Origin of the sequence: Corynebacterium testudinoris (genome assembly GCF_001021045.1) — a bacterium.
GTDB lineage: Bacteria > Actinomycetota > Actinomycetes > Mycobacteriales > Mycobacteriaceae > Corynebacterium > Corynebacterium testudinoris.
Genome location: NZ_CP011545.1, coordinates 1452906 through 1477211, shown reverse-complemented (window position 1 = coordinate 1477211; position 24306 = coordinate 1452906). Strand labels below are relative to the sequence as shown.

The 24306-nt window shown below is 63.7% G+C and carries 23 protein-coding genes; 18 read left to right on the top strand and 5 right to left on the bottom strand.

The window, feature by feature from the left end; genetic code table 11:
- Positions 1-48: 48 nt before the first annotated feature.
- Genes def through CTEST_RS07090 form a run of 3 tightly spaced genes read left to right on the top strand, consistent with a single transcriptional unit; the run spans position 49 to position 2978 of the window.
- On the top strand, positions 49-558 hold the full coding sequence (def, locus tag CTEST_RS07100) for a peptide deformylase (RefSeq protein ID WP_047253151.1): 510 nt from the start codon (positions 49-51) through the stop codon (positions 556-558).
- Between the two features lie 15 nt (positions 559-573).
- On the top strand, positions 574-1521 hold the full coding sequence (fmt, locus tag CTEST_RS07095; RefSeq protein ID WP_047253150.1) for a methionyl-tRNA formyltransferase: 948 nt from the start codon (positions 574-576) through the stop codon (positions 1519-1521).
- A complete protein-coding gene (locus CTEST_RS07090; protein ID WP_047253149.1) occupies positions 1518-2978 on the top strand; it encodes an RsmB/NOP family class I SAM-dependent RNA methyltransferase in 1461 nt (486 codons plus the stop codon). The genes fmt and CTEST_RS07090 overlap by 4 nt, the downstream gene beginning before the upstream one ends.
- On the opposite strand, the gene CTEST_RS07085 is transcribed toward CTEST_RS07090, so the two are convergent.
- On the bottom strand, positions 2975-3724 hold the full coding sequence (locus CTEST_RS07085) for an enoyl-CoA hydratase (protein WP_047253148.1): 750 nt from the start codon (positions 3722-3724) through the stop codon (positions 2975-2977). The genes CTEST_RS07090 and CTEST_RS07085 overlap by 4 nt on opposite strands.
- Positions 3725-3824: 100 nt before the next feature.
- On the opposite strand from CTEST_RS07085, the gene rpe reads away from it, so the two are divergent.
- The 15 genes from rpe (at position 3825) to secG (ending at position 20032) form a co-directional block, all read left to right on the top strand.
- Positions 3825-4481 carry a ribulose-phosphate 3-epimerase gene (rpe, locus tag CTEST_RS07080; RefSeq protein ID WP_047253147.1) on the top strand — a complete coding sequence of 219 codons (657 nt, stop codon included), beginning with the start codon at positions 3825-3827 and terminating at the stop codon, positions 4479-4481.
- Positions 4481-5452 (top strand): bifunctional diaminohydroxyphosphoribosylaminopyrimidine deaminase/5-amino-6-(5-phosphoribosylamino)uracil reductase RibD, encoded by a 972-nt coding sequence (gene ribD, locus CTEST_RS07075; RefSeq protein WP_047253146.1) that lies wholly within the window; start codon positions 4481-4483, stop codon positions 5450-5452. Before rpe ends, ribD begins: the two co-directional genes overlap by 1 nt.
- 6 nt (positions 5453-5458) lie before the next feature.
- A complete protein-coding gene (locus CTEST_RS07070) occupies positions 5459-6079 on the top strand; it encodes a riboflavin synthase (protein ID WP_047253145.1) in 621 nt (206 codons plus the stop codon).
- 11 nt (positions 6080-6090) lie between these two features.
- Positions 6091-7371, top strand: coding sequence for a bifunctional 3,4-dihydroxy-2-butanone-4-phosphate synthase/GTP cyclohydrolase II (locus tag CTEST_RS07065; RefSeq protein WP_047253144.1), 1281 nt, complete (start codon positions 6091-6093; stop codon positions 7369-7371).
- Positions 7368-7841, top strand: coding sequence for a 6,7-dimethyl-8-ribityllumazine synthase (gene ribH, locus CTEST_RS07060; protein WP_047253143.1), 474 nt, complete (start codon positions 7368-7370; stop codon positions 7839-7841). Before CTEST_RS07065 ends, ribH begins: the two co-directional genes overlap by 4 nt.
- 102 nt (positions 7842-7943) lie before the next feature.
- Positions 7944-8426, top strand: coding sequence for a PH domain-containing protein (locus tag CTEST_RS07055; RefSeq protein WP_236686166.1), 483 nt, complete (start codon positions 7944-7946; stop codon positions 8424-8426).
- Between the two features lie 12 nt (positions 8427-8438).
- Positions 8439-10445 (top strand): excinuclease ABC subunit UvrC, encoded by a 2007-nt coding sequence (gene uvrC / locus CTEST_RS07050; RefSeq protein WP_047253141.1) that lies wholly within the window; start codon positions 8439-8441, stop codon positions 10443-10445.
- 19 nt (positions 10446-10464) lie between these two features.
- Entirely contained in the window at positions 10465-11349 is an 885-nt protein-coding gene (rapZ, locus tag CTEST_RS07045) for an RNase adapter RapZ (RefSeq protein WP_047254291.1), read from the top strand.
- Between the two features lie 11 nt (positions 11350-11360).
- Positions 11361-12329 (top strand): gluconeogenesis factor YvcK family protein, encoded by a 969-nt coding sequence (locus tag CTEST_RS07040; protein WP_047253140.1) that lies wholly within the window; start codon positions 11361-11363, stop codon positions 12327-12329.
- A gap of 78 nt (positions 12330-12407) precedes the next feature.
- Positions 12408-13394, top strand: a complete 987-nt coding sequence (whiA, locus tag CTEST_RS07035) for a DNA-binding protein WhiA (RefSeq protein WP_047253139.1) — start codon at positions 12408-12410, stop codon at positions 13392-13394.
- Between the two features lie 348 nt (positions 13395-13742).
- Positions 13743-14747, top strand: a complete 1005-nt coding sequence (gene gap, locus CTEST_RS07030; RefSeq protein WP_047253138.1) for a type I glyceraldehyde-3-phosphate dehydrogenase — start codon at positions 13743-13745, stop codon at positions 14745-14747.
- A gap of 156 nt (positions 14748-14903) precedes the next feature.
- Positions 14904-16121, top strand: coding sequence for a phosphoglycerate kinase (pgk, locus tag CTEST_RS07025; RefSeq protein WP_047253137.1), 1218 nt, complete (start codon positions 14904-14906; stop codon positions 16119-16121).
- Between the two features lie 32 nt (positions 16122-16153).
- Positions 16154-16933, top strand: a complete 780-nt coding sequence (tpiA, locus tag CTEST_RS07020) for a triose-phosphate isomerase (RefSeq protein WP_047253136.1) — start codon at positions 16154-16156, stop codon at positions 16931-16933.
- 42 nt (positions 16934-16975) lie between these two features.
- The gene (gene ppc / locus CTEST_RS07015) at positions 16976-19741 is read left to right on the top strand and encodes a phosphoenolpyruvate carboxylase (RefSeq protein WP_236686055.1); all 2766 of its coding nucleotides are present in this window, start codon (positions 16976-16978) and stop codon (positions 19739-19741) included.
- Positions 19742-19795: 54 nt separating this feature from the next.
- Positions 19796-20032, top strand: coding sequence for a preprotein translocase subunit SecG (secG, locus tag CTEST_RS07010; protein ID WP_047253134.1), 237 nt, complete (start codon positions 19796-19798; stop codon positions 20030-20032).
- Between the two features lie 73 nt (positions 20033-20105).
- Here secG and CTEST_RS07005 read toward each other — a convergent pair whose 3' ends face one another.
- The 4 genes from CTEST_RS07005 to zwf all read right to left on the bottom strand — a co-directional run bounded on the left by CTEST_RS07005 (position 20106) and on the right by zwf (position 24292).
- Positions 20106-20705, bottom strand: coding sequence for a DUF1269 domain-containing protein (locus CTEST_RS07005; protein WP_047253133.1), 600 nt, complete (start codon positions 20703-20705; stop codon positions 20106-20108).
- Positions 20706-21060: 355 nt separating this feature from the next.
- Positions 21061-21765: a 6-phosphogluconolactonase gene (gene pgl / locus CTEST_RS07000; protein WP_047253132.1), complete on the bottom strand. Its 705-nt coding sequence runs from the start codon at positions 21763-21765 to the stop codon at positions 21061-21063.
- A gap of 11 nt (positions 21766-21776) precedes the next feature.
- Positions 21777-22709: a glucose-6-phosphate dehydrogenase assembly protein OpcA gene (locus tag CTEST_RS06995; protein ID WP_047253131.1), complete on the bottom strand. Its 933-nt coding sequence runs from the start codon at positions 22707-22709 to the stop codon at positions 21777-21779.
- 44 nt (positions 22710-22753) lie between these two features.
- Positions 22754-24292 carry a glucose-6-phosphate dehydrogenase gene (zwf, locus tag CTEST_RS06990; RefSeq protein ID WP_047253130.1) on the bottom strand — a complete coding sequence of 513 codons (1539 nt, stop codon included), beginning with the start codon at positions 24290-24292 and terminating at the stop codon, positions 22754-22756.
- Between the last annotated feature and the right edge of the window lie 14 nt (positions 24293-24306).

Below are 24306 nucleotides of genomic sequence, written 5' to 3'. Positions count from 1 at the left end.
AAGCACCAGCATAAACATCAGGCGCGATTCAAGGAGCCAGCACGCCCCATGACAGTTCGTGAGATCCGATTCTTCGGCGATCCCGTCCTCACCACCCGTTCCGAGGAAATCACCACCTTCGACCATTCCCTCGAGGTCTTGGTCGAGGACATGCTTGAGACCATGGACGCGGCCGGGGGAGTGGGCCTGGCAGCCAACCAAGTGGGAGTAGCCCGCCGCGTCTTCGTCTACGACTGCAGCCACATTGAGGATGGCCTGCGCGGCCACATCATCAACCCCGTGTGGGAACCCATCGGTGAAGAGACACAGCTGGGCACCGAAGGCTGCCTCTCCATCCCCGATATTTCCGCGGACACCGAACGTTTTGAGACAGTCCGCGTGTCCGGCCACGACATCAACGGCCACGCAATCGCGATGGTCGCCTCCGGGCTGATGTCCCGCTGCATCCAGCACGAAACCGACCACCTCGACGGGGTGCTCTTTCTTAAGCGTTTGACCCCCGAGCGGCGCAAAGCTGCGATGGCCGCCATCCGTACGTCCACCTGGTTCGACGCCTAACCCCTTAAGGAACCCATGCGCTTGATTTTCGCCGGAACCCCGGAACCCGCGGTTGTGGCTCTTCGCCGACTTCTGGACACCGATCATGAGATCGTCGCCGTGATCACCCGACCCGATGCGCGCCGGGGACGCGGACGCACCCTCCATCCGTCTCCGGTTTCTGCTCTGGCGCAGGAACACGGCATCGAGGTGCTCACGCCGACGACGTTGAAGCCCGGGACGGAGGACGGCGAGGCCCTTCGTGCGCGGCTGGCGGAGTTGGCGCCGGAGGCGATACCGGTGGTGGCCTACGGCAATCTCATCACCAAGGACCTCCTTGATGTAGCACCGCACGGGTGGGTCAACCTTCACTTTTCTCTCCTCCCGGCCTGGCGGGGCGCGGCACCTGTGCAGGCCGCCATCAACGCCGGCGATGACATCACCGGCGCGTCGACCTTCCGCATCGAGGAGGGGCTGGACACCGGGCCGGTGCTGGGAACCGTCACGGAAACGATCCGGGACACCGACACCGCCGACGACCTCCTCACCCGCCTGGCCTATTCCGGAGCCGAGCTTTTAGCGGCCACGATGGATGGCCTAGAAGCGGGCGCGATCGTGCCCCACGAGCAAGCGGGCGAGCCGACCTATGCCCACAAGATCAGCACGGAGGACGCCCGGATTAACTGGGACGCACCAGCGACAGCGGTCGATCGCCACATTCGGGCCCACACCCCGGCACCGGGAGCGTGGACTGTCCTGGGGGAGGACCGCCTCAAGGTCGGTCCAGTCACGGAAGCCCCGGACGCGGAAGCGCTGGACGCTGGCGAACTGCGGGTCATCAAAAGTGAGGTCCAGGTGGGAACCGGCTCCGGGGTCGTGACCTTGGGCCACGTCCAGCCTCCGGGGAAGAAGATGATGGATGCTGCGGCCTGGGCGCGCGGCAATGCAACAATTCACGGTCAACAGAAGGTGAGCTTTTCATGAGCGGCGGAGGTTTTCGTTCCCGGTCCAAGGGCGGCGATAAGGGTGGCGATAAGAATTCGGCCAACAAAAGTGCGGTGAGGAACCCGAAAAAGTCCCCCGCGCCGAAAAAGTCCGCTGGCCGAAACGTCCCGGGGCTGGATGCCCCGCGTCTGTTGGCGCACGAGGTATTAGGCCGGGTGCGGGCCGATGAGGCCTACGCCAACCTCATCCTGCCCAAGGCCTTGAAGCAGTGGAACATCACCGAGCGCGACGCCGCCTTCACCACCGAGATCACCTACGGCACCTTGCGCGCCCAGGGGGTCCTCGACGCGGTGATCGCTCAGTGCTCGAGCCGGCCCCTGGAACAGATCGCCCCGGAGGTACTGGATGGCCTACGGCTAGGCACCTATCAGCTGCTGTACACGCGAGTGGAGCCGCACGCGGCGGTTGACACGACCGTTCGCCTCGTCGAGGCTTCCGGCAATGGGCAGGCCAAGGGCTTTGCCAACGCCATCATGCGGACGGTGTCGCGCGCATCGGCGGAGAAGTGGATTGACAAGCTCACGCCGCCGGGTGAAATCGCCGCCGCTGCCTTCCGCAACGCGCATCCGACATGGATCGCGGAGTCCTTCTCCCGGGTCCTCGGGCTCGGCGAACTGGATGAGGCGTTGGCCGCGGATTCCCAGCGCCCTTCCGTGCATTTGGTCGCACGTCCCGGTGAGATTTCCGCCGAGGAGCTGGCCTTGATCACCGGCGGCGAGCCGGGGGACTACTCTCCCTATGCCGTCCGGCTGGAGTCGGGCGATCCGGGCGATGCGGAGCCCGTCCGTCAGGGTCTGGCCGCGGTCCAGGACGAGGGGTCACAGCTCATTGCGCGTGCCGTGGTGGAGGCGCCGGTGGAGGGCCCCGATCAGGGTCGCTGGCTCGACCTGTGCGCTGGTCCCGGCGGCAAGGCCGCCCTCATGGGGGCTTTGGCTCGCATTGATGGGGCGCACGTCGATGCGGTGGAGGTGTCGCCGCATCGGGCGACCCTCGTCAAGAAGACCGTCGGCGATCTGCCTGTCACGGTGCACGTGGCTGATGGCCGTGATCCCGGGCTGGAGCCCGGCTTCGATCGTGTGCTTGTCGACGCCCCGTGCACCGGCCTGGGCGCCCTCCGTCGCCGTCCGGAGGCCCGCTGGCGCAAGTCGGAGTCCGATATCGCCCAGCTCAGCCCGTTGCAATTCGAGCTATTGGCCTCGGCGCTCACGCTGGTTCGCCCTGGCGGCGTCGTGGTGTATTCGACCTGCTCGCCGGACCTGCGGGAGACTCGGTCGGTAGTGGATCGCGCTGTCAAGGAACTCGGCGCCGTGGAGGTGGATGCGCACGAGCTGGTGGCCCCGATGGACAACGTGGGCGATCAGGCGAGTGTGCAGATGTGGCCCCACCGCCACGGCACGGACGCGATGTTCTTCGCCGTCCTGCGCCGCGCCGACTAATTGCCAGTAAACCGCGGCGGGCGTTTCTCTGCTCGCGCGGCGCGGGATTCGGCGGCATCGGCAGACTCCCACGCAGCTCGCGCCGCCTGGGCTCGGGTGGCCGCATCGTAGGGGCGATGTGAGGTCCGGGCGAACTCGTACTTGAGGTGTCGCACAGTCAGCGGCGCTTTAGCGGCGAGGAGCTCGGCGAGGGAGATCGCTGCGGTGATGTCTCCCGCGGACGTCGCAAAGCCGGTTTCCAGCGCATCGGCGCTGGAGAGCGCCGCACCCGTGAACAACATGATGCGGGCCCGGGAGCCGCCAACCAGGTTTTCCAGAGTTGCGATGGTCCCCTCGTCGAGGGCGATGGCAACATCGACGATGGGGACGCGGAACAGCGCTGTCTCATCGACCACCCGCAGGTCGCAGGCCATAGCGAGCTGGGTGCCGGCACCAATGGCGGGGCCGTTAACCCACGCGATGACCGGGATGGGCAGTGTTTGAATGGTGCCGAGCATCCGAAGCAGCGCCTCATAGAACCCGCCCGCGTACACCCCGCCGGAAAGATCAGCCCCGGAAGAAAACACCGTCCCCTCGCCGTGGAGGATGACCACCCGCGCACCATCATCGATGGCCGATACCATCGCCTCCTCGATCGCCTCGCACATGGGAATGTTGAGGGCATTGCGGTTGCTGTGCCGGTTGAGCGTGATCGTGCGAATCAACCCTTCCGCGAGGGTGGATGTGAGAACGAGGGGGTGTGTCACTGGGGTGGGTCCTTTCGCCACGACATGCGTCAAAACCTTTCGGCCTTTAAGCATTCTGCCTGAGAATAAGCCCGCTCACACGCCGCGTACACTGTGAGCCATGGCTACCCCGATTATTGCTCCGTCCATTTTGGCTGCCGATTTCTCTCAATTGGGCGAGGAGGTGCGCGCCGTCGATAATGCGGATTGGATCCACGTTGACATCATGGATGGCCACTTTGTCCCTAATCTTTCTTTCGGCCCGGACATCACCATGACTGTCAATAACATCACTGACCAGCACTTGGACGTCCACCTCATGATTGAGAATCCGGAGGAGTGGGTGGACAAGTACATCGAGGCGGGCGCCGATTGCGTCATCTTCCACGTGGAGGCAACCCCGGACCACGTCGCCTTGGCCAAGCATCTGCGCTCGAAGGGAGTTAAGGCCGGTTTCTCCCTCAAGCCGGGCACCCCCATCGAGCCCTACCTCGCTGATCTTCGCTTTTTCGATCTGGTGTTGGTCATGAGCGTCGAGCCGGGTTTCGGCGGACAGTCCTTCATGCCGGATCAGCTGGACAAGGTGCGAACTCTGCGTGAGGCGATCGACAACAACAACCTCACCACCCTCATTGAGATCGATGGGGGAATCTCCGAGCACACCATCGCGCAGGCTGCCGAGGCGGGATGCGATGCCTATGTGGCCGGTTCCGCCATCTATGGCAAGGACGATCGGGCAGCCGCGGTGGACAACCTCCGTCGGCTCGCCACCGTCTAATGCCGCCACTGCCCGTCGAGGTGGCTCTCCGGGCCGCTCTGCAGGCCGGGGCGGCTGTGCACGGAACGACGAGCCCTAACCCGCCCGTCGGGGCCGCCATCCTCTCCGCCGATGGCCAGCTGGTCGGGGTCGGGGGCACTCAACCGGCTGGCGGCCCGCACGCCGAGGTCATGGCCCTGCGCGCGGCGGGGGACCAGGCCCGCGGGGGCATGGCTGTGGTGACGCTGGAGCCCTGCAACCACACTGGCCGCACCGGCCCTTGTTCGCAGGCGCTCGTCGAGGCGGGCGTGGCCTACGTCCGCTATCTCCATTCCGATCCCAACGCCGCCGCGTCCGGCGGGGCGGACTACTTGCGGGCCCACGGCGTGGACGTGCAGCAGTTGCCGGATGAAGCGCCGGATTTGGCGCCGTGGCTGGCGGCCGTGCGCATGTCCCGCCCGCACGTCACCTTGAAGTTCGCGCAAACCCTCGACGGGTTTACCGCCGCCGAGGATGGCTCCAGCCAGTGGATCACGGGTGAGGAAGCGCGGCGTCACGTGCATGCGGACCGGCGGCGTCGAGACGCCATCATCATCGGCACGGGCACAGCAGTGGCGGACAATCCTTCCCTGACCGCACGCCTCGATGATGGCTTGACCCACCAACCCCGCCGCGTCATCATTGGCACCCGTGACCTGCAGCGCCCCGGGTTTGAGCAGTACCCGGGCATAACGCAGGCACTGGCAGCGTTGTGGGAGACAGGCGCCCGCGACATCCTCGTCGAGGGCGGGGCATCGCTGGCCTCCAGCTTCCTCGAAGCAGGAGTCGTCGATGCCGTCCAGGCCTACCTCGCACCGACGTTGCTTGGCGACGGCCGCGGGGTCCTCGCCCGCGCCGTCGGCCCGACGTTGGCCGACGCGATAGCTTTTGACCTGGATAACGTCATCCGCTTGGGTGATGATGTCCTCTTAGAAATGACCAGAAGGGACTGAGCAGAAGTGTTCACCGGACTTGTGGAAGAAATCGGCACCGTGGCCAAGCTAGAACCCCAAGACGATGCCCTGCGGGTAACGATCGCCGCCAGCACCGTTCTGTCGGATGCCGCGCTCGGCGCCTCCATCGCCGTCAATGGGGTGTGCCTTACCGTCGCCGAGCTGGGGGACCGCACCTTTACCGCCGATGTCATGCAAGAGTCCCTCAACCGCACGAGTCTGGGCGGGCTGGGGGAAGGATCGCGGGTCAACCTCGAACGCGCCCTCGCCGCCGGGGCCCGGTTGGGCGGGCACATCATGCAGGGCCACGTGGATGGCACGGCAACGCTGCTGGACCGGACGTCCTCGGAGAACTGGGATGTCCTGCGGTTTAGCCTTCCGCCCGAACTGTCGCACTACGTGGTGGAGAAGGGCTCCATCGCCGTCAACGGCACGTCCTTGACCGTTTCGGCGGTCGGCGACGACTGGTTCGAGGTCTCCCTCATCCCGACCACCCTGGCGGAGACGACCCACGGCGAACTCGCCGCCGGCGACACCGTCAACCTCGAAGTGGATGTGCTGGCTAAGTACGTGGAGCGGATGCTCGCGGGTCGGGCCGATGGTCAATCCTCGCCTTCCCACGGCTAAGGTTGAGCAGCGTGAGTGATCAATCAGAAGACCACCGTGCCAGCATCCGACTCGACACCGTTGAGCAGGCCATTGCCGATATCGCGGCCGGTAAAGCAGTCGTGGTTGTCGACGATGAAGGGCGGGAGAATGAAGGCGATCTCATCTTCGCCGCCGAGCTGGCTACCCCCGAGCTCGTGGCGTTCATGGTGCGCTACAGCTCGGGCTACATCTGCGCCCCACTGACCGGTGAGGACTGCGATCGCCTCGACCTGCCCCCCATGGTGGCCCTCAACGAGGATGCCCGCCACACTGCCTATACGGTGACTGTCGACGCCGCGACGGGCACCACCGGCATTTCCGCCACTTCCCGCTGCGAGACCATCCGCCGACTGGCGGATCCGTCGACGGATCGCCACGACTTCACCCGGCCCGGCCACGTCGTGCCACTGCGGGCGGTCAGCGGGGGAGTCCTCGCCCGCGATGGGCACACCGAGGCCGCCGTGGACCTGGCGCGACTGGCCGGGTTGCGCCCGGCTGGCGTGCTCTGCGAGATCGTCTCTGAATCCGATCCGACGGACATGGCCCGCGGGCCCGAGCTGCGGGAATTTTCCGATGAGCACGGCCTGACGATGATCTCCATCGAGCAGCTCATTGACTATCGACGTCGCACTGAGTCCCAGGTTGAGCGCGTCGTGGAGACGCACTTGCCCACCGAATACGGTGAGTTCACCATCGTCGGCTACCGCCACCTCATCGATGGCACGGAGTTCGTCGCCCTGGTCACCGGAGACGTGCAGGCCCCGGGTGAGGTGCCTGTTCGGGTCCACTCCGAATGCCTCACCGGCGATGTTTTTGGTTCCCGTCGCTGCGATTGCGGTCCCCAGCTGCATGAATCCATGCGGATGGTCCAGGACAACGGCCGCGGAGTCATCATCTATCTGCGTGGTCACGAAGGCCGAGGCATTGGGCTCATGTCCAAGCTGCGGGCCTATCAGCTCCAGGACTTGGGCCTGGACACCGTCGACGCCAACCTCGAGCAGGGACTGCCCGCGGATGCCCGCGAGTATTCCGCCGCCGGACAGATCCTCCGCGATCTTGGCATCGATTCCGTTTCTTTGTTGACGAATAACCCCACCAAGTGTTCGGCCATGGCCGGATTCGGGGTCGATATTGTCGGACGCATCTCCGTCCCCGTCGAGCCCAACGAGGACAACATCCGCTACCTGCGCACGAAGCGCGACCGCATGGGCCACGACCTCCCGTACGTGGACGTCTGGGACAAAGCACACCCCCACGAGGAGAACTCATGAGCAAGGAAGGCCTGCCCATCGTCGACGCCCTCGACGCCACCGGCCTCAAGGTCGGCATAGTGACCGCCCGCTGGAACACTGAGATCTGTGAACAGATGCGCACCAGCGCCTTGTCCGCCGCCCGTGACGCCGGGGTGAAAGACATCACCGACGTGCACGTCATGGGGGCCTTGGAGTTGCCCGTGCTGGTCCAGGAACTGGCGCGCACCCACGACGCGGTGGTGGCCCTCGGCTGCGTCATCCGGGGCGGCACGCCGCACTTCGACTACGTCTGTGATTCCGTCACCGCTGGTCTCACCCGCATTGCCCTCGACGAATCGACGCCCATCGGCAATGGGGTGCTCACCACCAATGACCAGCAGCAGGCCCGCGATCGCGCCGGTTTTCCCGACTCCATCGAAGACAAGGGAGCGGAAGCGATGACGGCGGCGCTGGACGCGGCATTAACCCTCGCCAACCTGCGCCGCTAGACTGCTAGCCAGACTCAAGTACTTTCGCCCGGAACCAGGAAGACCCCAGACGTGGACGCCGAGAAGACCACCCGCACACCGCTCACCGACGAAGACAAGGCCCTGTATAACGCCCTTGATCCGCACGCGGTGACCACCACCAAGCCGTGGGAATTGGAGGTCCGCTCCCGCCGCCTCAAGCTCCTTGCCTGGGTCGTCGTCGCCGTCGTCATGGCCGTCCACATCTTCATGGGCGCGGTCCTGGACGTCAGTTTCACCGGGGCGACCGTCTCGTTCATCGATATGTTTGCGTTCCCCATCGTCGGCGTCGTCATCTCTATCCTCGGTTTCCTCGCCTTCACCCGTCCCCGGTTGCGCGCCAACGAAGACGGCGTGGAAGTGCGCAACATCGTGGGCACCCGCTTCTACCCCTGGGTTGTCATCTACGGGCTGTCCTTCCCCGAGGGCTCCCGCATGGCCCGTCTGGAACTGCCCGAGTTCGAATACGTTCCCATCTGGGCGATGCAAGCTGGTGATGGACCCAGCGTGGTCGCCGCCGTCAGTGACTTCCGGGAACTCGAAGCCAAGTACATGCCGCAGGACTAGCGGAAGGCTGTCGTGGCAGATCCAACAACCTACCGCCCGGCTACGGGTTCCATCCCGACCGAGCCGGGCGTATATAAATTCCGCGACGATCACGGCCGCGTCGTCTACGTCGGCAAAGCAAAAAACTTACGCTCCCGACTGTCCAACTACTTCCAGGACGTCACCGCGCTTCACCCGCGCACCCGGCAAATGGTCTTCGCGGCCTCGTCGGTGGAGTGGACGGTCGTCGCCAGCGAGGTGGAGGCCCTCCAGCTCGAGTACACGTGGATCAAGAAGTTCGATCCGCGCTTCAACGTCAAATACCGGGACGATAAGACCTACCCCATGCTGGCGATCTCCACCGGGGAGACCGTCCCGCGCGCCTTCTTCTACCGTGGCCCACGCCGCCGGGGTGTCCGCTACTTTGGCCCCTACGCCCATGCGTGGGCGGTGCGCGAAACCCTCGACCTGCTCACGCGGGTGTTCCCCATGCGGACCTGCTCCAAGGGAGTATTCAACCGCCACGAGAAGCTCGGACGCCCGTGCCTCCTGGGTTATATTGACAAGTGTGCGGCGCCGTGCGTGGGGCGAGTAAGCGTGGAAGAACACCGCGACATCGTGGACGGCTTCATCACCTTCATGGCCGGCCAGACCGCACCCGTCGTCCGGCAATTGACCCGTGACATGGAAAACGCCGCCGCCGACCTCGACTTCGAGCGGGCAGCGCGGCTGCGCGACGACCTGGGAGCCATCAATAAGGTCATGGAGCAGCAGGCAGTCGTCTTCGGCGATGGCACAGACGCCGACCTCGTGGCCTTCCACGTCGATGAGTTGGAAGCCTCCGTCCAAATCTTCCACGTCCGCAGCGGCCGCATCCGTGGGCAGCGCGGTTGGGTGGTAGAAACGGCCGAAGATTCCACCCTCCCGCAGCTCATGCGCGATTTCCTTGTGCAGTTCTACGGCGATGCCGTGGACCGGGCGCGCGTGGAAGCGGTGGAGGATGAGCGGACGGTGCGCAGGCGGGGCGTCGATAAGCTCTCTCATGCACCGGCGAAAGCCGGGGCGGTGGTGCCCCGGGAGATCCTCGTCCAGGAGCTGCCGGAAGAGTGTGCAGACGTCACGCACCTCCTGGAAGAATTGCGTGGCGCGGGAGTGGACTTGCGGGTTCCGCAGCGCGGCGACAAGCGGGCGCTGATGGAAACCGTAGAGAAGAATGCCACGGAAGCCCTGCGCCAGCACAAGCTCAAACGCGTGGGTGACCTCACCGCTCGATCCGCCGCGCTGCAGGACATCCAAGAGGCGCTGGGGCTGGAAGAAGCGCCCCTGCGCATCGAATGTACAGATATTTCCCACATCCAAGGCACGGATGTCGTCGCGTCCCTCGTTGTTTTCGAAGACGGGCTACCCCGCAAGTCTGACTACCGCCGCTACCGGGTGAAAGAAGCCGCGGGCGACGGACATTCCGACGATGTGGCCTCCATCGCCGAGATCACGCGGCGGCGATTCCTGCGACACAACCAGGACAAACGTGCCGTGCCCGACGAGACGGAGTTCCCCGACGACACGGTCGAGGAAATGAGCACCGACCAGCGGAAGTTTGCCTACCCGCCCAACCTGTTCATCGTCGATGGTGGACTGCCACAAGTCAACGCCGCGCAACAGGTCTTCGATGAGCTGGGGATCAACGATGTCGTGCTCGTCGGCCTGGCCAAGCGGCTTGAAGAACTGTGGATCCCGGGAGACGAGGAACCCGTCATCCTGCCCCGCAATTCACAGGGCCTGTTCTTGCTGCAGCAGATTCGCGATGAAGCCCACCGCTTCGCCATCACCTATCACCGCCAGCAGAGATCGAAACGCATGCGGGTCTCCGAGCTCGACGGCATCCCTGGGCTGGGGGCGACACGCCGCACCGAACTCGTGCGCCACTTTGGCTCCGTCAAGAAGCTCAAAGAAGCCAGCGTGGAGGAGATCTCGCAGGTCAAGGGATTTGGGCCCAAGCTCGCGGAGACGGTTCACGAGGGCCTGCGCCGCCCCCAATGAGCACTATAGGATGGGTCGCATGACTGATCCTGTCTCTTCCTTGTCGGCACCGCCTGTCCTCATCACCGGCATGTCGGGTGGTGGTCTGAGCTCGGCAGCTCGGGTCCTAGAAGACAAGGGCTTTTACGTGGCGCATAACCTCCCGCCCCAGCTGCTCGTGGACTTCCTAGAACTGTGCGCGCGGCAGGATTCCCCGGTGGACAAGGTCGCCGTGGTGACGGATGTGCGATCCCGGATGTTCAGCGGGGGACTGCTCGACATCCTCAGCCAGCTGGAGAAACGCGGGCTGCGCCCCACCGTGCTGTTTATGGATGCCCGCAATGACATTCTCATTCGGCGCTTCGACAGCGTCCGTCGCACCCATCCGCTGCAAGAGGGCGACACGCTCCAGGTGGGGATCGAGCGCGAACGGGCGATTACGTCGGACATCAAAGAAAACGCCGACATCGTCATCGATACCTCCAACTTGTCCGTCCACGACTTGCGGCGGGCAATCGAAGCGTCCTTCGGCACGATGGCCCAAAACCGCCAGCACGTCACCGTCGAGTCCTTCGGCTTCAAACACGGCGCCCCCCGCGACGCCGACCTCATGGTGGACGTGCGATTCTTGCCCAACCCCTATTGGGTGCCAGAACTGCGGGCCTTCCGCGGCGTGGACGCCCCCGTGTCCGACTACGTGCTGGGTCAACCTGGGGCCGAGGAGTTCATCGACAATTTCGTCAACATGTTTGACTCGATGTTGGAAGGCTACCGCCACGAGGGCAAACACTTCATCACGATTGCCGTCGGTTGTACGGGCGGGCACCATCGATCGGTCGCGGTCTCCGAAGAGATTGGCCGGCGCCTCGGTGAGCGCGAGGAGATTGACGTCAACGTCATCCACCGCGATATTGAGCGCGACTAGGGGAGCTAACGATGAAGATTACCTCGCTCGGTGGCGGCCATGGCCTGTACCAAACTCTCGTGGCAGCCAGGTTGTGCGCTGCCGACCACATCAGCGCGATCGTCACCGTCGCCGACGATGGTGGCTCTTCCGGACGCATCCGCCGCGAGTTGGGAATCATCCCGCCGGGGGACCTGCGCATGGCGCTCTCCGCGCTCGCCCGGGACGACGAGCACGGGCAAATGTGGGCCACCACGCTCCAACATCGCTTCGGAGGAAGCGGCGCATTGGCCGGCCACGCCGTGGGCAACCTGCTCATCGCGGGTTTGACCAGCGTGTTGGGGAGTGAGCAGGCGGCGCTCGATGCTGTCGCCGAGCTCACCTCCTCCCACGGCCGCGTTATTCCCATGTGTGATCAGCCGCTAGAAATCGAGGCTGATGTCGCCGGGCTTGACGACGACCCGCGGATCATGCGGACCGTCCGCGGCCAGGTGGCCGTGGCCACCACCCCCGGCACCGTCCGGCGCGTGCGGCTCATTCCAGAAAAGTCCACGGCCAGCCCGGCCGCTGTCGCGGCCATCCACGACGCCGACCTGGTGACCCTAGGCCCGGGTTCGTGGTTTTCCTCCGTCATTCCGCATCTACTGCTGCCGGGAATTGTGGATGCCCTCAACGAGACCTCCGCCCTCAAGGTCGTGGTGCTCAACCTCTCGGCCGAGCCGGGGGAGACGCAGGGATTTTCCTCCGAGCGTCACCTGCACATGCTCAGCCAGCATGCGCCGACGCTGCGGATTGACCAGATTCTGGTCGATGAAGACAGCATTACCACGACCTCGGAGCGGGGCTATGTGGAGCGGGCAGCAAGAGCCCTGGGTGCCGTTGTTGTATACGCGGACCTGCGGGAAGCCGATGAGACGGGGTCGATGACGAACCGTCACGAGCCGTCCAAGATGGGTGCGGCGATGATGGCGATGTACCAGTCACCCCGCCCCGAGCAGTAGACTTCACTCCCATTGCTCACCAGTTGTCCATTGATGTACGTGTGACGTACGTGCCGGAAGAAAGGCAGTGTCCCCGCGATGGCGTTGACGGCGAAAGTTAAAGAAGAACTCGCAACCGTGTCGGTTCCGCGCCAGTCTGAGCGCGCCGCTGAAACAGCCGCGCTCCTGCGGTTCGCTGGTGATATGCAGGTGATCACCGGAGGCCGGCTGGTCATCGAAGTCGAACTCGATTCCGCTGCGGTGGCCGAACGGCTGAGCCACACTCTGGCCGATCTCTACGGCATCGAAGTCCATGCTCACACGATCGGTCCGGGCGGTGCGTCCAAGTCGACTCGGCATCTGCTGCGCATTACCCAGGGTGCGGAGGATCTCACCCGCCGCCTCGGACTGGTGACCCGGTCCGGGCATCCAGTGATCGGGCTACCCCCGCAGGTCATCAGCGGCACCGTGGCCGACAGCGAAGCCGCCTGGCGTGGGGCATTTCTCGCGCACGGTTTCCTCACCGAACCCGGTCGTTCTTCCGCCCTCGAGGTGGAATGCCCCTGCCAGGAGGCAGCGCTGGCGCTCGTCGGGTGTGCTCGTCGATTGGGCATCACGGCGAAGACGAAGGAAACGCGCGGCTCGGACCGGGTGGTGATCCGCGATGGGGACGCCATCGGAGCGTTGCTCACCCGCATGGGTGCCCAGCAGGTTCGCCTCCAATGGGAGGAGAAGCGTCAGCGCCGGGAGAGCCGTACTCAAGGCAACCGCTTGGCCAATTTTGACGATGCCAACCTGCGGCGCTCCGCCCGGGCTGCCGTGACGGCGGCGGCACGGGTGAACCGCGCGATGCACATTCTTGGTGATGACGTGCCCGAGCATCTCGCCGAGGCCGGACAATTGCGAGTCAAGCACAGCCAGGCGTCGTTGGAGGAGCTGGGGCGCTATGCGGACCCGCAGATGACCAAGGACGCGGTAGCCGGTCGCATCCGTCGTTTGCTGTCCATGGCGGATAAGCGCGCGGAGGAACTAGGCATCCCGGATACCAGTGAAGCGATCACAGACGACCTTCTGGATGACGCCTAACCCGATTTCCGGTCGGGCGTGGCGCACACCACACGGCGGTAGGTTCACACCATTCGGGGGTAAAGAAATGGTGCTGCTCTCACTATTTCCTGCGTCGAGCTATCCGAGAAACACGCTGATCACCGAGAAGGGCACCTAGATTGTGGTGGTTTTTAGGGCAAAGCCGTGTTCTAGGCGGCCAAGGCAAAAATAGCCAAAAACAACCGGAAATCAATTGTGGGAAAAATCCTCACTGCGCGGACGCGAATTCGTCGCTAAACTGAGTGGAAGATCGGCCGTGAACGAATGTCCCACGATGGGAACCATGGCCGTATCCGGACACAGGTATTCGACACCGAGGAGAAAATTGTGACCACTCGCGTTGGCATTAACGGCTTCGGCCGCATCGGCCGTAACTTCTACCGTGCAGTGCTTGAGCGCAGCGATGACATCGAGATCGTTGCGGTCAACGACCTGACCGACAACAAGACTCTGGCAAACCTGCTGAAGTACGACTCCATCATGGGCAAGATCAAGGGCGACGTCGAATACGACGACGAGTCCATCACTGTCGGTGGCAAGCGCATCGCTGTCTCTGCAGAGCGCGACCCGAAGAACCTCGACTGGGCTGCTCATGACGTCGACATCGTCATCGAGTCCACCGGTTTCTTCACCGACGCTGAGGCTGCCAAGGCTCACCTCGAGGCCGGCGCCAAGAAGGTCATCATTTCCGCTCCGGCAAAGAATGAGGACGCCACCTTCGTCTTCGGTGTCAACCACACCGACTACGACCCGGAGAAGCACACCATCATCTCCGGCGCATCCTGCACCACCAACTGCCTGGCTCCGATGGCCAAGGTTCTGGATGAGAAGCTCGGCATCGAGCGCGGTCTCATGACCACCGTCCACGCCTACACCGGTGACCAGCGCCTGCACGACGCTCCGCACCCGGACCTGCGTCGCGCCCGCGCTGCCGCTGTCAACATCGTCCCGACCTCCACGGGTGCAGCCAAGGCTGTCTCCCTGGTCCTCCCGCAGCTCAAGGGCAAGCTGGATGGCTACGCACTCCGCGTCCCCGTCATCACCGGCTCCGCCACTGACCTCACCTTCACCGCTTCCCGCGAGACCACCGTGGATGAGGTCAACGCCATCATCAAGGAAGCTGCTGTTGGCGCCTTCGGTGACACCCTGGCCTACACCGAGGATCCGATTGTCTCCACCGACATCATCGGTGATGACCACGGTTCGATCTTCGACGCTGGCCTGACCAAGGTCATCGGCGACCAGGTCAAGGTTGTGTCCTGGTACGACAACGAGTGGGGCTACACCTGCCAGCTGCTGCGTCTGACCGAGTACGTCGCCAGCAAGCTCTAAGAAGATATAGCCGCACCCCCTGAGCAACTCAGATGTCGGGGGAGTGCGACCCCTGCGGCCCGGGGTGTGCCTCGGCACACTGCCCGGGCCGCATCTTTTTGTCTAGTACCAAAACGTCACCCCACTGACCCACCCCAAATAACCCAGGAGATTTTCATGACCGTAAAGACCCTGCAGGACCTCCTCGACGAAGGCGTCGAAGGCCGCCACATCCTCGTTCGCTCTGACTTCAACGTTCCGCTCAATGATGCCGGCGAGATCACCGACCCGGGCCGCATCACCGCATCCCTGCCCACCCTCAAGGCACTCGTTGATGGTGGCGCCAAGGTTATCGTCATGGCTCACCTGGGCCGTCCGAAGGGCGAAGTCAACCCCAAGTACTCCCTCGCCCCGGTCGCTGAGGCTCTCTCCGAGGCTCTCGGACAGTACGTCGTCCTCGCCGCCGATGTTGTCGGTGAGGACGCGCATGAGCGCGCCAACGGTCTCACCGATGGCGATGTTCTTCTGCTGGAAAACGTGCGTTTCGACGCCCGCGAGACCTCCAAGGATGAGGCTGAGCGCGGCGAGTTCGCCGACCTGCTCGTCGACCTCGCGGCCGACAATGGTGCCTTCGTGTCCGATGGTTTCGGTGTTGTCCACCGCGCACAGGCCTCCGTCTACGACGTCGCCAAGCGACTGCCCGCTTACGCCGGCACCCTCGTGGACAAGGAAATCTCTGTCCTGGAGAAGACCGCCACGTCCCCCGAACACCCCTACGTCGTCGTCCTCGGCGGTTCGAAGGTCTCGGACAAGCTCGGTGTCATTGAGGCCCTCGCTGGCAAGGCCGATCACATCATCATCGGTGGTGGCATGTGCTACACCTTCCTCGCGGGCGAAGGCTACAACGTCCAGAAGTCGCTGCTGCAGGAAGAGATGATTGATACCTGCAAGAGCCTCCTCGAGCGCTTCGGCGACAAGATCGTCCTCCCGGTGGACCTCGTCGCCGCCTCGGAGTTCTCAGCCGATGCCGAGCACAAGGTTGTCGGGCTCGACGGCATCCCGGAGGGGTGGATGTCCCTCGATATCGGCCCGGAATCCGTGAAGAAGTTCGCCGACGTGCTGGCTACCTCGAAGACCGTGTTCTGGAATGGCCCCATGGGCGTGTTTGAGATGGAGCCCTTCTCCAAGGGCACCGCTGGTGTGGCACAGGCCATCATCGACGCGACCGCCAACAATGGCTCCTTCTCTGTCGTCGGCGGTGGCGACTCCGCTGCCTCCGTCCGCGTTCTCGGCCTGGATGAGGATGGTTTCTCCCACATCTCCACCGGTGGCGGCGCCTCCCTCGAGTTCCTTGAGGGTAAGGAACTGCCCGGCGTTTCCGTCCTCGACCGCTAGTACTCACCTCTATTGAAAGGAGTGCCACCACCATGGCACGTACCCCCCTCATCGCCGGCAACTGGAAGATGAACCTCGATCACCAGCAGGCCATCGGGACCGTTCAGAAGCTCGACTTCGCCCTGCCGAAGGAGTACTACGAGAAGGTCGATGTCGCATTGACCGTGCCCTTCACCGACATTCGCTCCGTCCAGACCCTGGTGGATGCGGAGAAGATGAAGATCACCTACGGTGCCCAGGACGTCTCCCAGCACGAGTCAGGTGCCTACACCGGTGAGGTCAGCGCTCACATGCTGGCCAAGCTGGGCTGCACGTGGGTCGTCGTTGGCCACTCCGAGCGTCGTGAGTTCCACAACGAGTCAGATGAGCTCGTCGCCGCCAAGGCCGCTGCGGCCCTGAAGCACGGCATGAGCCCCATCGTCTGCGTGGGCGAGCCGCTGGAGATCCGCGAGGCCGGCACCCACGTCGACTACGTCGTGGAGCAAACCCGCGCCTCCCTCGCTGGTCTGTCTGCTGAGGACCTCACCAACACCGTCATCGCCTATGAGCCCGTGTGGGCCATCGGAACCGGCAAGGTTGCCTCCGCAGCCGACGCCCAGGAAGTGTGTGCCGCCATTCGTGGATTGGTCCGCGAGCTCGCCGGCGATGAGGTGGCCGATGGCATCCGCATCCTCTACGGCGGTTCCGTGAAGTCGGACTCGGTCGGCGAGATCGTCGGCCAGCCGGACGTCGACGGCGGTCTCGTCGGTGGCGCGTCGCTGGATGGCGAGGACTTTGCCAAGTTGGCAGCCAACGCCGCCTCGGCCGTCTAAGTTCACACCAGCACCATCACGACTACCAGGGAGATGATGCGCGTGACTGCACGCAATCACCTACAGGAAGATATTAGATACCTGGGCCGTATTCTCGGCCAGGTGATTGCGGAGCAGGAAGGCGACGAGGTTTTCAACCTGGTCGAACTAGCCCGCCAACAGGCCTTCGAGGTGGCAAAGGGAAATGCCGACCTCGAGGTCTTGGTGGAGCTGTTCCGCAATATCGAACCCACGCAAGCGACGCGCGTCATCCGTGCGTTTTCCCACTTCGCGCTCATGGCGAATCTCGCGGAGGACATCCACGATGATGTCAACCGGGAACGCCAACTCGATGCGGGAGGCCCCGCTCTCGACTCCACGTTGGACGCGACCTGGGACAAGCTCGCCTCGGCCGAGCTCGAGTCCGCCGACATCGCCCGCATCCTCGACGGGGCTCTCGTCGCACCCGTCCTCACAGCTCACCCGACGGAAACCCGCCGTCGCACCGTGTTCGACGCCCAGAAGCACATCACCGAGTTGTTGATTCAACGCAACGCTGTCCTCGAAGCCGAGCTCAATGCTCGAACTGAGGCGCGCTTGGCGTCCATCGATAACGACATTCGTCGACGCATGACCATTCTCTGGCAAACGGCACTTATCCGGGTGGCTCGCCCCCGGATTGAAGACGAAATCGAAGTTGGCCTGCGCTACTACAAGCTCTCTTTGCTCAAAGAGATCCCGGCTCTTAACCGAGCCGTCAACCAGCGGCTCAAGGCAGACTTCGGCGACGTCACCCCTGCCCGACCCATTCTTCGTCCCGGTTCGTGGATCGGCGGCGACCACGACGGTAACCCCTATGTCACCGCCGAGACCTTGGATTACGCCTCCCGCCGCGCCGCGCAGACTGTACTGAAGTACTACGCCGCCCAGCTGCATGCGTTGGAGCATGAGCTCAGCCTGTCGGACCGGATGACCGGTGTGACAGTCGAGCTCGTCGCACTGGCTAAGGAAGGCAATAACGAGGTTCCCAGCCGAGTTGATGAACCGTATCGGCGCGCCGTCCATGGCGTGCGGGGTCGGATCTTGGCCACCACGGCGACACTGGTGGGCGAGGATGCTGTCGAAGGCGTGTGGCACCGCCAATACGCGCCCTACACCTCGGCGGAGGAGTTCGACGCCGACCTTGCCACCATCGATGTGTCGCTGCGTAGTTCGCAGGACGACATCATTGCCGACGACCGCCTGGCCTCCATCCGCTCGGCCATCGCCAGCTTCGGGTTCCACCTGTATTCCATCGATTTGCGGCAGAACTCGGAGAGCTTTGAGAATGTCCTCACCGAGGTGTTTGCCACCGCGCACGTCACTGAGGACTACGCGGCCCTGTCAGAGGACGCCAAGGTCGAACTGCTGACCACGGAGCTGCGGACCCCGCGCCCATTGGTTCCCCGCGGATACCGTGGATTTAGCGAACCGACGCAACGGGAGCTGGATCTCATCGCCCAGGCGTCCGACTCCGTCGAGCGCTTCGGCGAGAAGATGGTTCCGCACCAGATCATCTCCATGGCGACGTCGGTCAGTGACATTCTCGAGCCGATGGTGCTGCTGAAAGAAGCCGGTCTCATCCGGGCCGATGGGGATACCCCAACGGGCAGCATTGACATCATCCCATTGTTCGAGACCATCGATGACCTCGAAGCTGGTGCTGATATCCTGCGCCAGCTGTGGGACTTGCCTCTCTACCGCTCCTACCTCACCCAACGCGGCGGGATTCAGGAGATCATGCTCGGCTACTCCGACTCCAACAAGGATGGCGGCTATTTCGCCGCTAACTGGGCGCTCTACGCCGCCGAATTGGAGCTGGTGGAGATTTCCCGCGAGTACGGCATCCGCTTGCGTCTTTTCCATGGCCGCGGCGGAACCGTCGGCCGCGGTGGCGGACCCTCCTATGACGCCATCCTCGCGCAGCCAAAGGGCGCTGTTGATGGTTCGGTTCGGGTGACTGAACAGGGTGAGATCATCTCCGCGAAGTACGGCAGCCCCCGAGCTGCGCGGCGCAATTTGGAAGCTTTGGTCTCGGCGACTTTGGAGGCGAGCCTCTTGCCCGTGGATGAGCTCGAAGATCGCGAGCGGGCGATTGAGATCATGACGGAGATTTCCCGCTTGAGCCGCGACAAGTACGCCTCCCTCATCCACGAGGACCCTGGCTTCATTCCCTACTTCGTGCAGTCCACCCCATTGGCGGAGATCGGGGCTCTCAACATCGGTTCCCGCCCCACGGCACGCAAGCAAACCAAGGCCGTCGATGACCTGCGTGCCATCCCTTGGGTGCTTGCCTGGTCACAGTCTCGAGTCCTGCTGCCCGGTTGGTTTGGCGTGGGCACCGCTCTGGCGGAATGGATCGGGGAGGGTGAGGGCTCGGAGGAGCGCCGAGCCGAGCTGCGCCGTCTCTACGAGACGTGGCCATTTTTCACCTCCGTGATGTCCAACATGGCACAGGTGATGAGTAAGGCAGGCATGGAATTGGCTGAGCTCTACGCCCGGCTTGTCGACGACCGCGAGATCGCCTCCCGCGTCCACGCCGTCATCGTCGAGGAATTCGAACTCACTCGCCGCATGTTCAGCGAAGTAACCGGGAGCGACGATCTCTTGGCGGATAACCCGTCATTGGCTCGCTCGGTGCGTCGCCGCTTCCCCTACCTCTTGCCGCTGAACATCATCCAATTGGAGTTGCTGCGCAGGCACCGCGCCGGCGACGAACGTGACGCCGTGTCACGGGGAATCCAGTTGACCATGAACGGGCTCGCGACGGCGCTAAGGAATTCGGGCTAAACCCTGGTGTAGACTGATCGGAAGTTTCACCCCCTCAATTGTTAAAGGATCCGCATGCTCCTCGCTCTTCAGATCATCCTCGTGCTGTCAGCCACGCTCATGACGGTGTTTGTTTTGCTGCACAAGGGTAAGGGTGGCGGCCTGTCGAGCCTGTTCGGTGGAGGCGTGCAGTCGAACCTGTCCGGTTCGACGATCGTGGAAAAGAACCTCGATCGTTACACCATCCTCATGGCCGTCATGTGGATTGCCTGCATCGTCGCACTCAACCTCATGCAGGCCTACGCTGGCTAATAGTCCGACCAAGTAAAAAAGTACCTGCTTCCCAGATGGGGAAGCAGGTACTTTTTCGTCCAGTCAGCCGGGACTACTTATTGCGGCTGAACCGTGCCTTCAGGGCGTCAATGCGCTCCTCAATCTTCTCGTGGCGCTCTTGCTTGCGCTGTTCACGCAAGGCGTCACGAGCAGCATCGGCAGCGTCAGCGACAGCCTGCTGCTGTGCCTCAATCTCAGCGACGATCTCCGCGATCGGGCGGCGAACGATGGTACCGCCGGCGTCCTTCACCACTGCGTCGAGGGCGACAGTGCTGCTTTCCACAGTCTCAGCGATGATGGCGTTACGGCCAGCGGGCACGAGGCCAGCGAACTCGGTGATGGCATCGTCCGCAGTGTCCACGCGGGCGGCATCAAAGACAGCGCCACCAGCAGCACCCACTGAGGCTCCGAGGAGCATGCCGAGTGGGCCGCCGAGAACGCCGACCAACAGGCCGAGGAGGGAACCGCCGACGATGCCTTCGCCAGTGACGGTGTCATCGCCTTCGGTGACTCGGACAGCGCCCTGGTCATCGCGCTCGACGATGGCAGATGCGGAGACTCCGAGCTGGTCGTAGGAGTTCTTCATCGTTGAGTAGAACTGGTAAGTCGAAGCATTGTCGGGCAGGACAATTGCTACTGCGTAGTCGGTCATATGTTCTCCTCTCGACCGCGGCGGGGTGCCACGGAATGGTGGAAACCTTGTAGAAACGGTATCTAAAAGGTTGTAAAGCCCAGCCTAAGTCCGCTCAATGTGTGTGTACACCCCTGGTGTCCTAGGGATGAAACCCCTAGCTGTGCGGTGGAGGCAATGAAATGGTTTGTATTGAAATTCTGTTGAAAATACACTGCCGCGGACCCCGAATCTGCCCGTCCGTGAGCTGCCGTTATGACGGCTACTGCATACTTACTCAGGCCGCATTAAGGTAAGAAAACTGCCCTGACAGACCACTACTTTTGGGGGTAGGAAAAGGTACTTCCAAAGGTCCAACGTGCCCGTCGGCGGCCGCCTACACCTCTGCGGCGTCATCTGTCAGGTACAGGACGGTCTCCAGGCGACCGTGCGCACCCGCGGCAGGCCAGTCCACCGTGGGCGAACCCGCGATGACATGGCTGGCGGCTTCGGCCTTCTCAGCGCCAGAGACAAGCAGCCAGACGCGGTCAGCGGAGGCGACGGCGGGTAGCGTGAGGGTGACTCGCTCGGCGGGAGCCTTGGGGGAGTCATCGACAGCCACCACTAGTTTCTCCTCCTCCGAAACGGCCCGGGAGTGTGGAAAGAGAGAGTTGATGTGGCCCTCGTGGCCCATGCCGAGGAGGTGAAGGTCGAAGCCCTCCGGCGCGAAGGTAGAGAGCACCTCCGTGTAGGCAGCGACTGCCGGTTCCATGGCCGAGCCGTCGAGCCCATAGCCGTGGATGTTCTCGGCAGGGATGCCCACGTGGTCCAGGAGAGCCTCGCGGGCCTGCCGCTCGTTGGATTCCTCGTGGGTCAGCTCCACGTTGCGTTCGTCGCCGAAGAAGACGTGAATGCGAGACCAATCGAGCTCATCCGACAGCGTGCGCACGCGGCGCAGCAGGCCGATGCCAGCCCCACCACCCGTGAGGATAACGCGGGCAACCCCGCGCGACGCGATGGCCTCATTGACAACGGAGACGAAGTCGTCAGAGGCAGCGGAAATGAGGGCGTCGAGGTCGTGGACGCGGCGAACGGTGACCATGAAGTGAATCCTTAAATGACGTAGTTCACGCGGGTGAGCCCCCGGAGGGCATTGGCGTAGGTGAGATCGGGATCGAGGTGGCGCAGTTCCTCGGCGAGGCAATCGGCATCCGAACGGACGACCATGGACACCAGCGATTCTGGGCTGTCAGGCATGGCGACGCGGACGGTGCGATGGTCGAGGACGTCGACAGTGAGCGGGCCGGAGGCCCGGTCGAAGCGAAGTGTTTGGATGGGGAACAGGCGGGCGTCGATAAGCGGCTCGGTGATCTCCCGAATGATGGGCACTCCGAGTCGATCGGCGAGCCAGCCAGCTGCGATGTCGACCGCCGGGGTGTCAGGCGGGCCGGTTAGGGTGACCGCCTCAACGTCTTCATGGGGATAGCGGTCGAGGGAGGAAGCGACGATGCCGCGCCAACTGGTGATCGCCGACCACACCATGTCCGAATCGCCCGGCGCATAGGTCGCGCGAAGACGCTCGAGGATGCCCACCGTCGCGCAATGCGCCGAGTTGGTGATGCGGCGCTGAGCGAGCTGACCCAAGGGATGCTCCGACGGATCCTCCGGGGCGGCGGTCGGCCACCACGTCACCACCGGGGTATCCGGGAGCAGCAGGGGAGTGACCACCGACTCCAGGTGCTGGGTGAGTTCGCCGGTGATCTGCATGATGACCATCTCCGACGCGCCCGCGTGCCCCCCGACGCGGACCTCGGCGTTGAGGTGCGGCTCACCCTCCGTGACACCGGTGAGCAACACGATGACACGCGCGGGATGCTCGTGGGACGCATCGCGGGTGACGGAGATGATGTGATCGACATCGTCGTCCATCGCGGCGACGACGATGAGGGTCAGCACTCGGCCAGTCGTCTGCGAGTTGTTCTCCCGCGCGTCCAGGAGGCTGGCGGCGATCTTCCGGGTCGTGGTATCCGGCAGGGTGATGATCATGGGGGCCTTTCCGACTTCTATCTGCGCTTGTATCAGCGATGAGGTTAGGGGCGACGCCAGGTGCGGCCAGTGCGCTCAAGCATGCGGTCGGCGCTGGCAGGACCCCACGTGCCGGACCGGTACTGCTCAGGCTGGCCTTGGGACGCCCAGTATTCGAGGATCGGATCCAGAATTGCCCAAGATAGTTCGACCTCCTCATTGGTGGGGAAGAGGCTGGACTCATCGAGCAGGGCATCGAGGATGAGGCGCTCGTAAGCCTCGGGGGATTCCTCGGTGAAGGCTTCCGCGTAGGAGAAATCCATGTTGACGTCACGGACTTCCATGGCGGACCCCGGCACCTTGGAACCGAAGCGCATGAGCACGCCCTCGTCCGGCTGGATGCGAATGACCACGGCGTTGCGCCCGAGTGAGGCGGTCTGTCGCTCAGAGAACGGCTGGTGCGGGGCCTCCTTGAACACGACGGCGATCTCCGTGACGCGACGTCCCAACCGCTTGCCGGTGCGCAGGAAGAAGGGAACCCCCGCCCAACGCCGAGAGTTGATCTGGAGGGTGCAGGCGGCATAGGTCTCGGTCGTCGAATTGACGTCGAAGCCTTCCTCCTCGCGCAGGCCGATGACCTGCTCGGATCCCTGCCAGCCGGAGGCATACTGACCGCGGGCGGTGGTTTTGCTCAGCGGATACACCGGCGAGGTGGCCCGCAGGACCTTGACCTTTTCCGCCTGGAGCTCCGTCGGGTCGAAGGTGACGGGCTCCTCCATCGCGACGAGCGCGAGAAGCTGGATCAAGTGGTTCTGGATGACGTCGCGGGCGGCGCCGATTCCGTCGTAATATCCGGCGCGACCACCCAGTCCGATGTCTTCGGCCATGGTGATCTGGACGTGGTCAACGTAGTGGGAGTTCCACAGCGGATCGAAGAGCTGGTTGGCAAAGCGCAGCGCCAAAATGTTCTGGACGGTTTCCTTGCCCAGGTAGTGGTCGATGCGGAAGACGGATTCCTCCGGGAAAACCGCGTTCACCACCTGGTTCAGCTCGCGGGCACTCGCCTCATCGTGGCCGAAGGGCTTCTCAATGATCACCCGGCGCCAGGATTCGGCCGTTGCCTCCGCGAGCCCGGAACGCTCGAGCTGGTGGCACACCGTAGAGAAGTAGTCCGGCGGTACGGATAGGTAAAACGCCCAGTTTCCGGAGGTGCCGCGCGTGCGGTCCATGTCCCGCAACGTGGCGGCCAGCTGATCAAAACCAGCATCGTCGAAGTTGCCCTCCACGAAGTGGGCGCCTTCCGCCAGGCGTTCCCACACGTGCTCGCGGAACTTGGTGCGCGCCCCGGCCTCGACGGCCTCCCGGACATAAGCCTCGAAGTCGGCTTTGCTCCACTGGCGTCGACCGAATCCCACCAGCGTGAAGCCGGCGGGCAAAAGTCCACGATTGGCAAGGTCGTACACTGCCGGAAGCAGCTTCTTGCGTGCCAGGTCACCGGTCACGCCGAAGATCACCATGCCGGAGGGCCCGGCGATCCGCGGGAGCCGCTTGTCGTGGACATCGCGCAGCGGGTTGACCCACTGCTCAGTATCGGTCGAGGCCATGAAGCATCGTCCTT

Excerpts from the sequence above, each read along its gene's own strand:
- def (WP_047253151.1), top strand. The coding sequence starts at position 49 with ATGACAGTTCGTGAGATCCGATTCTTCGGCGATCCCGTCCTCACCACC.
- fmt (WP_047253150.1), top strand. The coding sequence starts at position 574 with ATGCGCTTGATTTTCGCCGGAACCCCGGAACCCGCGGTTGTGGCTCTT.
- CTEST_RS07090 (WP_047253149.1), top strand. The coding sequence starts at position 1,518 with ATGAGCGGCGGAGGTTTTCGTTCCCGGTCCAAGGGCGGCGATAAGGGT.
- rpe (WP_047253147.1), top strand. The coding sequence starts at position 3,825 with ATGGCTACCCCGATTATTGCTCCGTCCATTTTGGCTGCCGATTTCTCT.
- ribD (WP_047253146.1), top strand. The coding sequence starts at position 4,481 with ATGCCGCCACTGCCCGTCGAGGTGGCTCTCCGGGCCGCTCTGCAGGCC.
- ribH (WP_047253143.1), top strand. The coding sequence starts at position 7,368 with ATGAGCAAGGAAGGCCTGCCCATCGTCGACGCCCTCGACGCCACCGGC.
- rapZ (WP_047254291.1), top strand. The coding sequence starts at position 10,465 with ATGACTGATCCTGTCTCTTCCTTGTCGGCACCGCCTGTCCTCATCACC.
- CTEST_RS07040 (WP_047253140.1), top strand. The coding sequence starts at position 11,361 with ATGAAGATTACCTCGCTCGGTGGCGGCCATGGCCTGTACCAAACTCTC.
- whiA (WP_047253139.1), top strand. The coding sequence starts at position 12,408 with ATGGCGTTGACGGCGAAAGTTAAAGAAGAACTCGCAACCGTGTCGGTT.
- pgk (WP_047253137.1), top strand. The coding sequence starts at position 14,904 with ATGACCGTAAAGACCCTGCAGGACCTCCTCGACGAAGGCGTCGAAGGC.
- tpiA (WP_047253136.1), top strand. The coding sequence starts at position 16,154 with ATGGCACGTACCCCCCTCATCGCCGGCAACTGGAAGATGAACCTCGAT.
- secG (WP_047253134.1), top strand. The coding sequence starts at position 19,796 with ATGCTCCTCGCTCTTCAGATCATCCTCGTGCTGTCAGCCACGCTCATG.
- CTEST_RS07005 (WP_047253133.1), bottom strand. The coding sequence starts at position 20,705 with ATGACCGACTACGCAGTAGCAATTGTCCTGCCCGACAATGCTTCGACT.
- pgl (WP_047253132.1), bottom strand. The coding sequence starts at position 21,765 with ATGGTCACCGTTCGCCGCGTCCACGACCTCGACGCCCTCATTTCCGCT.
- CTEST_RS06995 (WP_047253131.1), bottom strand. The coding sequence starts at position 22,709 with ATGATCATCACCCTGCCGGATACCACGACCCGGAAGATCGCCGCCAGC.
- zwf (WP_047253130.1), bottom strand. The coding sequence starts at position 24,292 with ATGGCCTCGACCGATACTGAGCAGTGGGTCAACCCGCTGCGCGATGTC.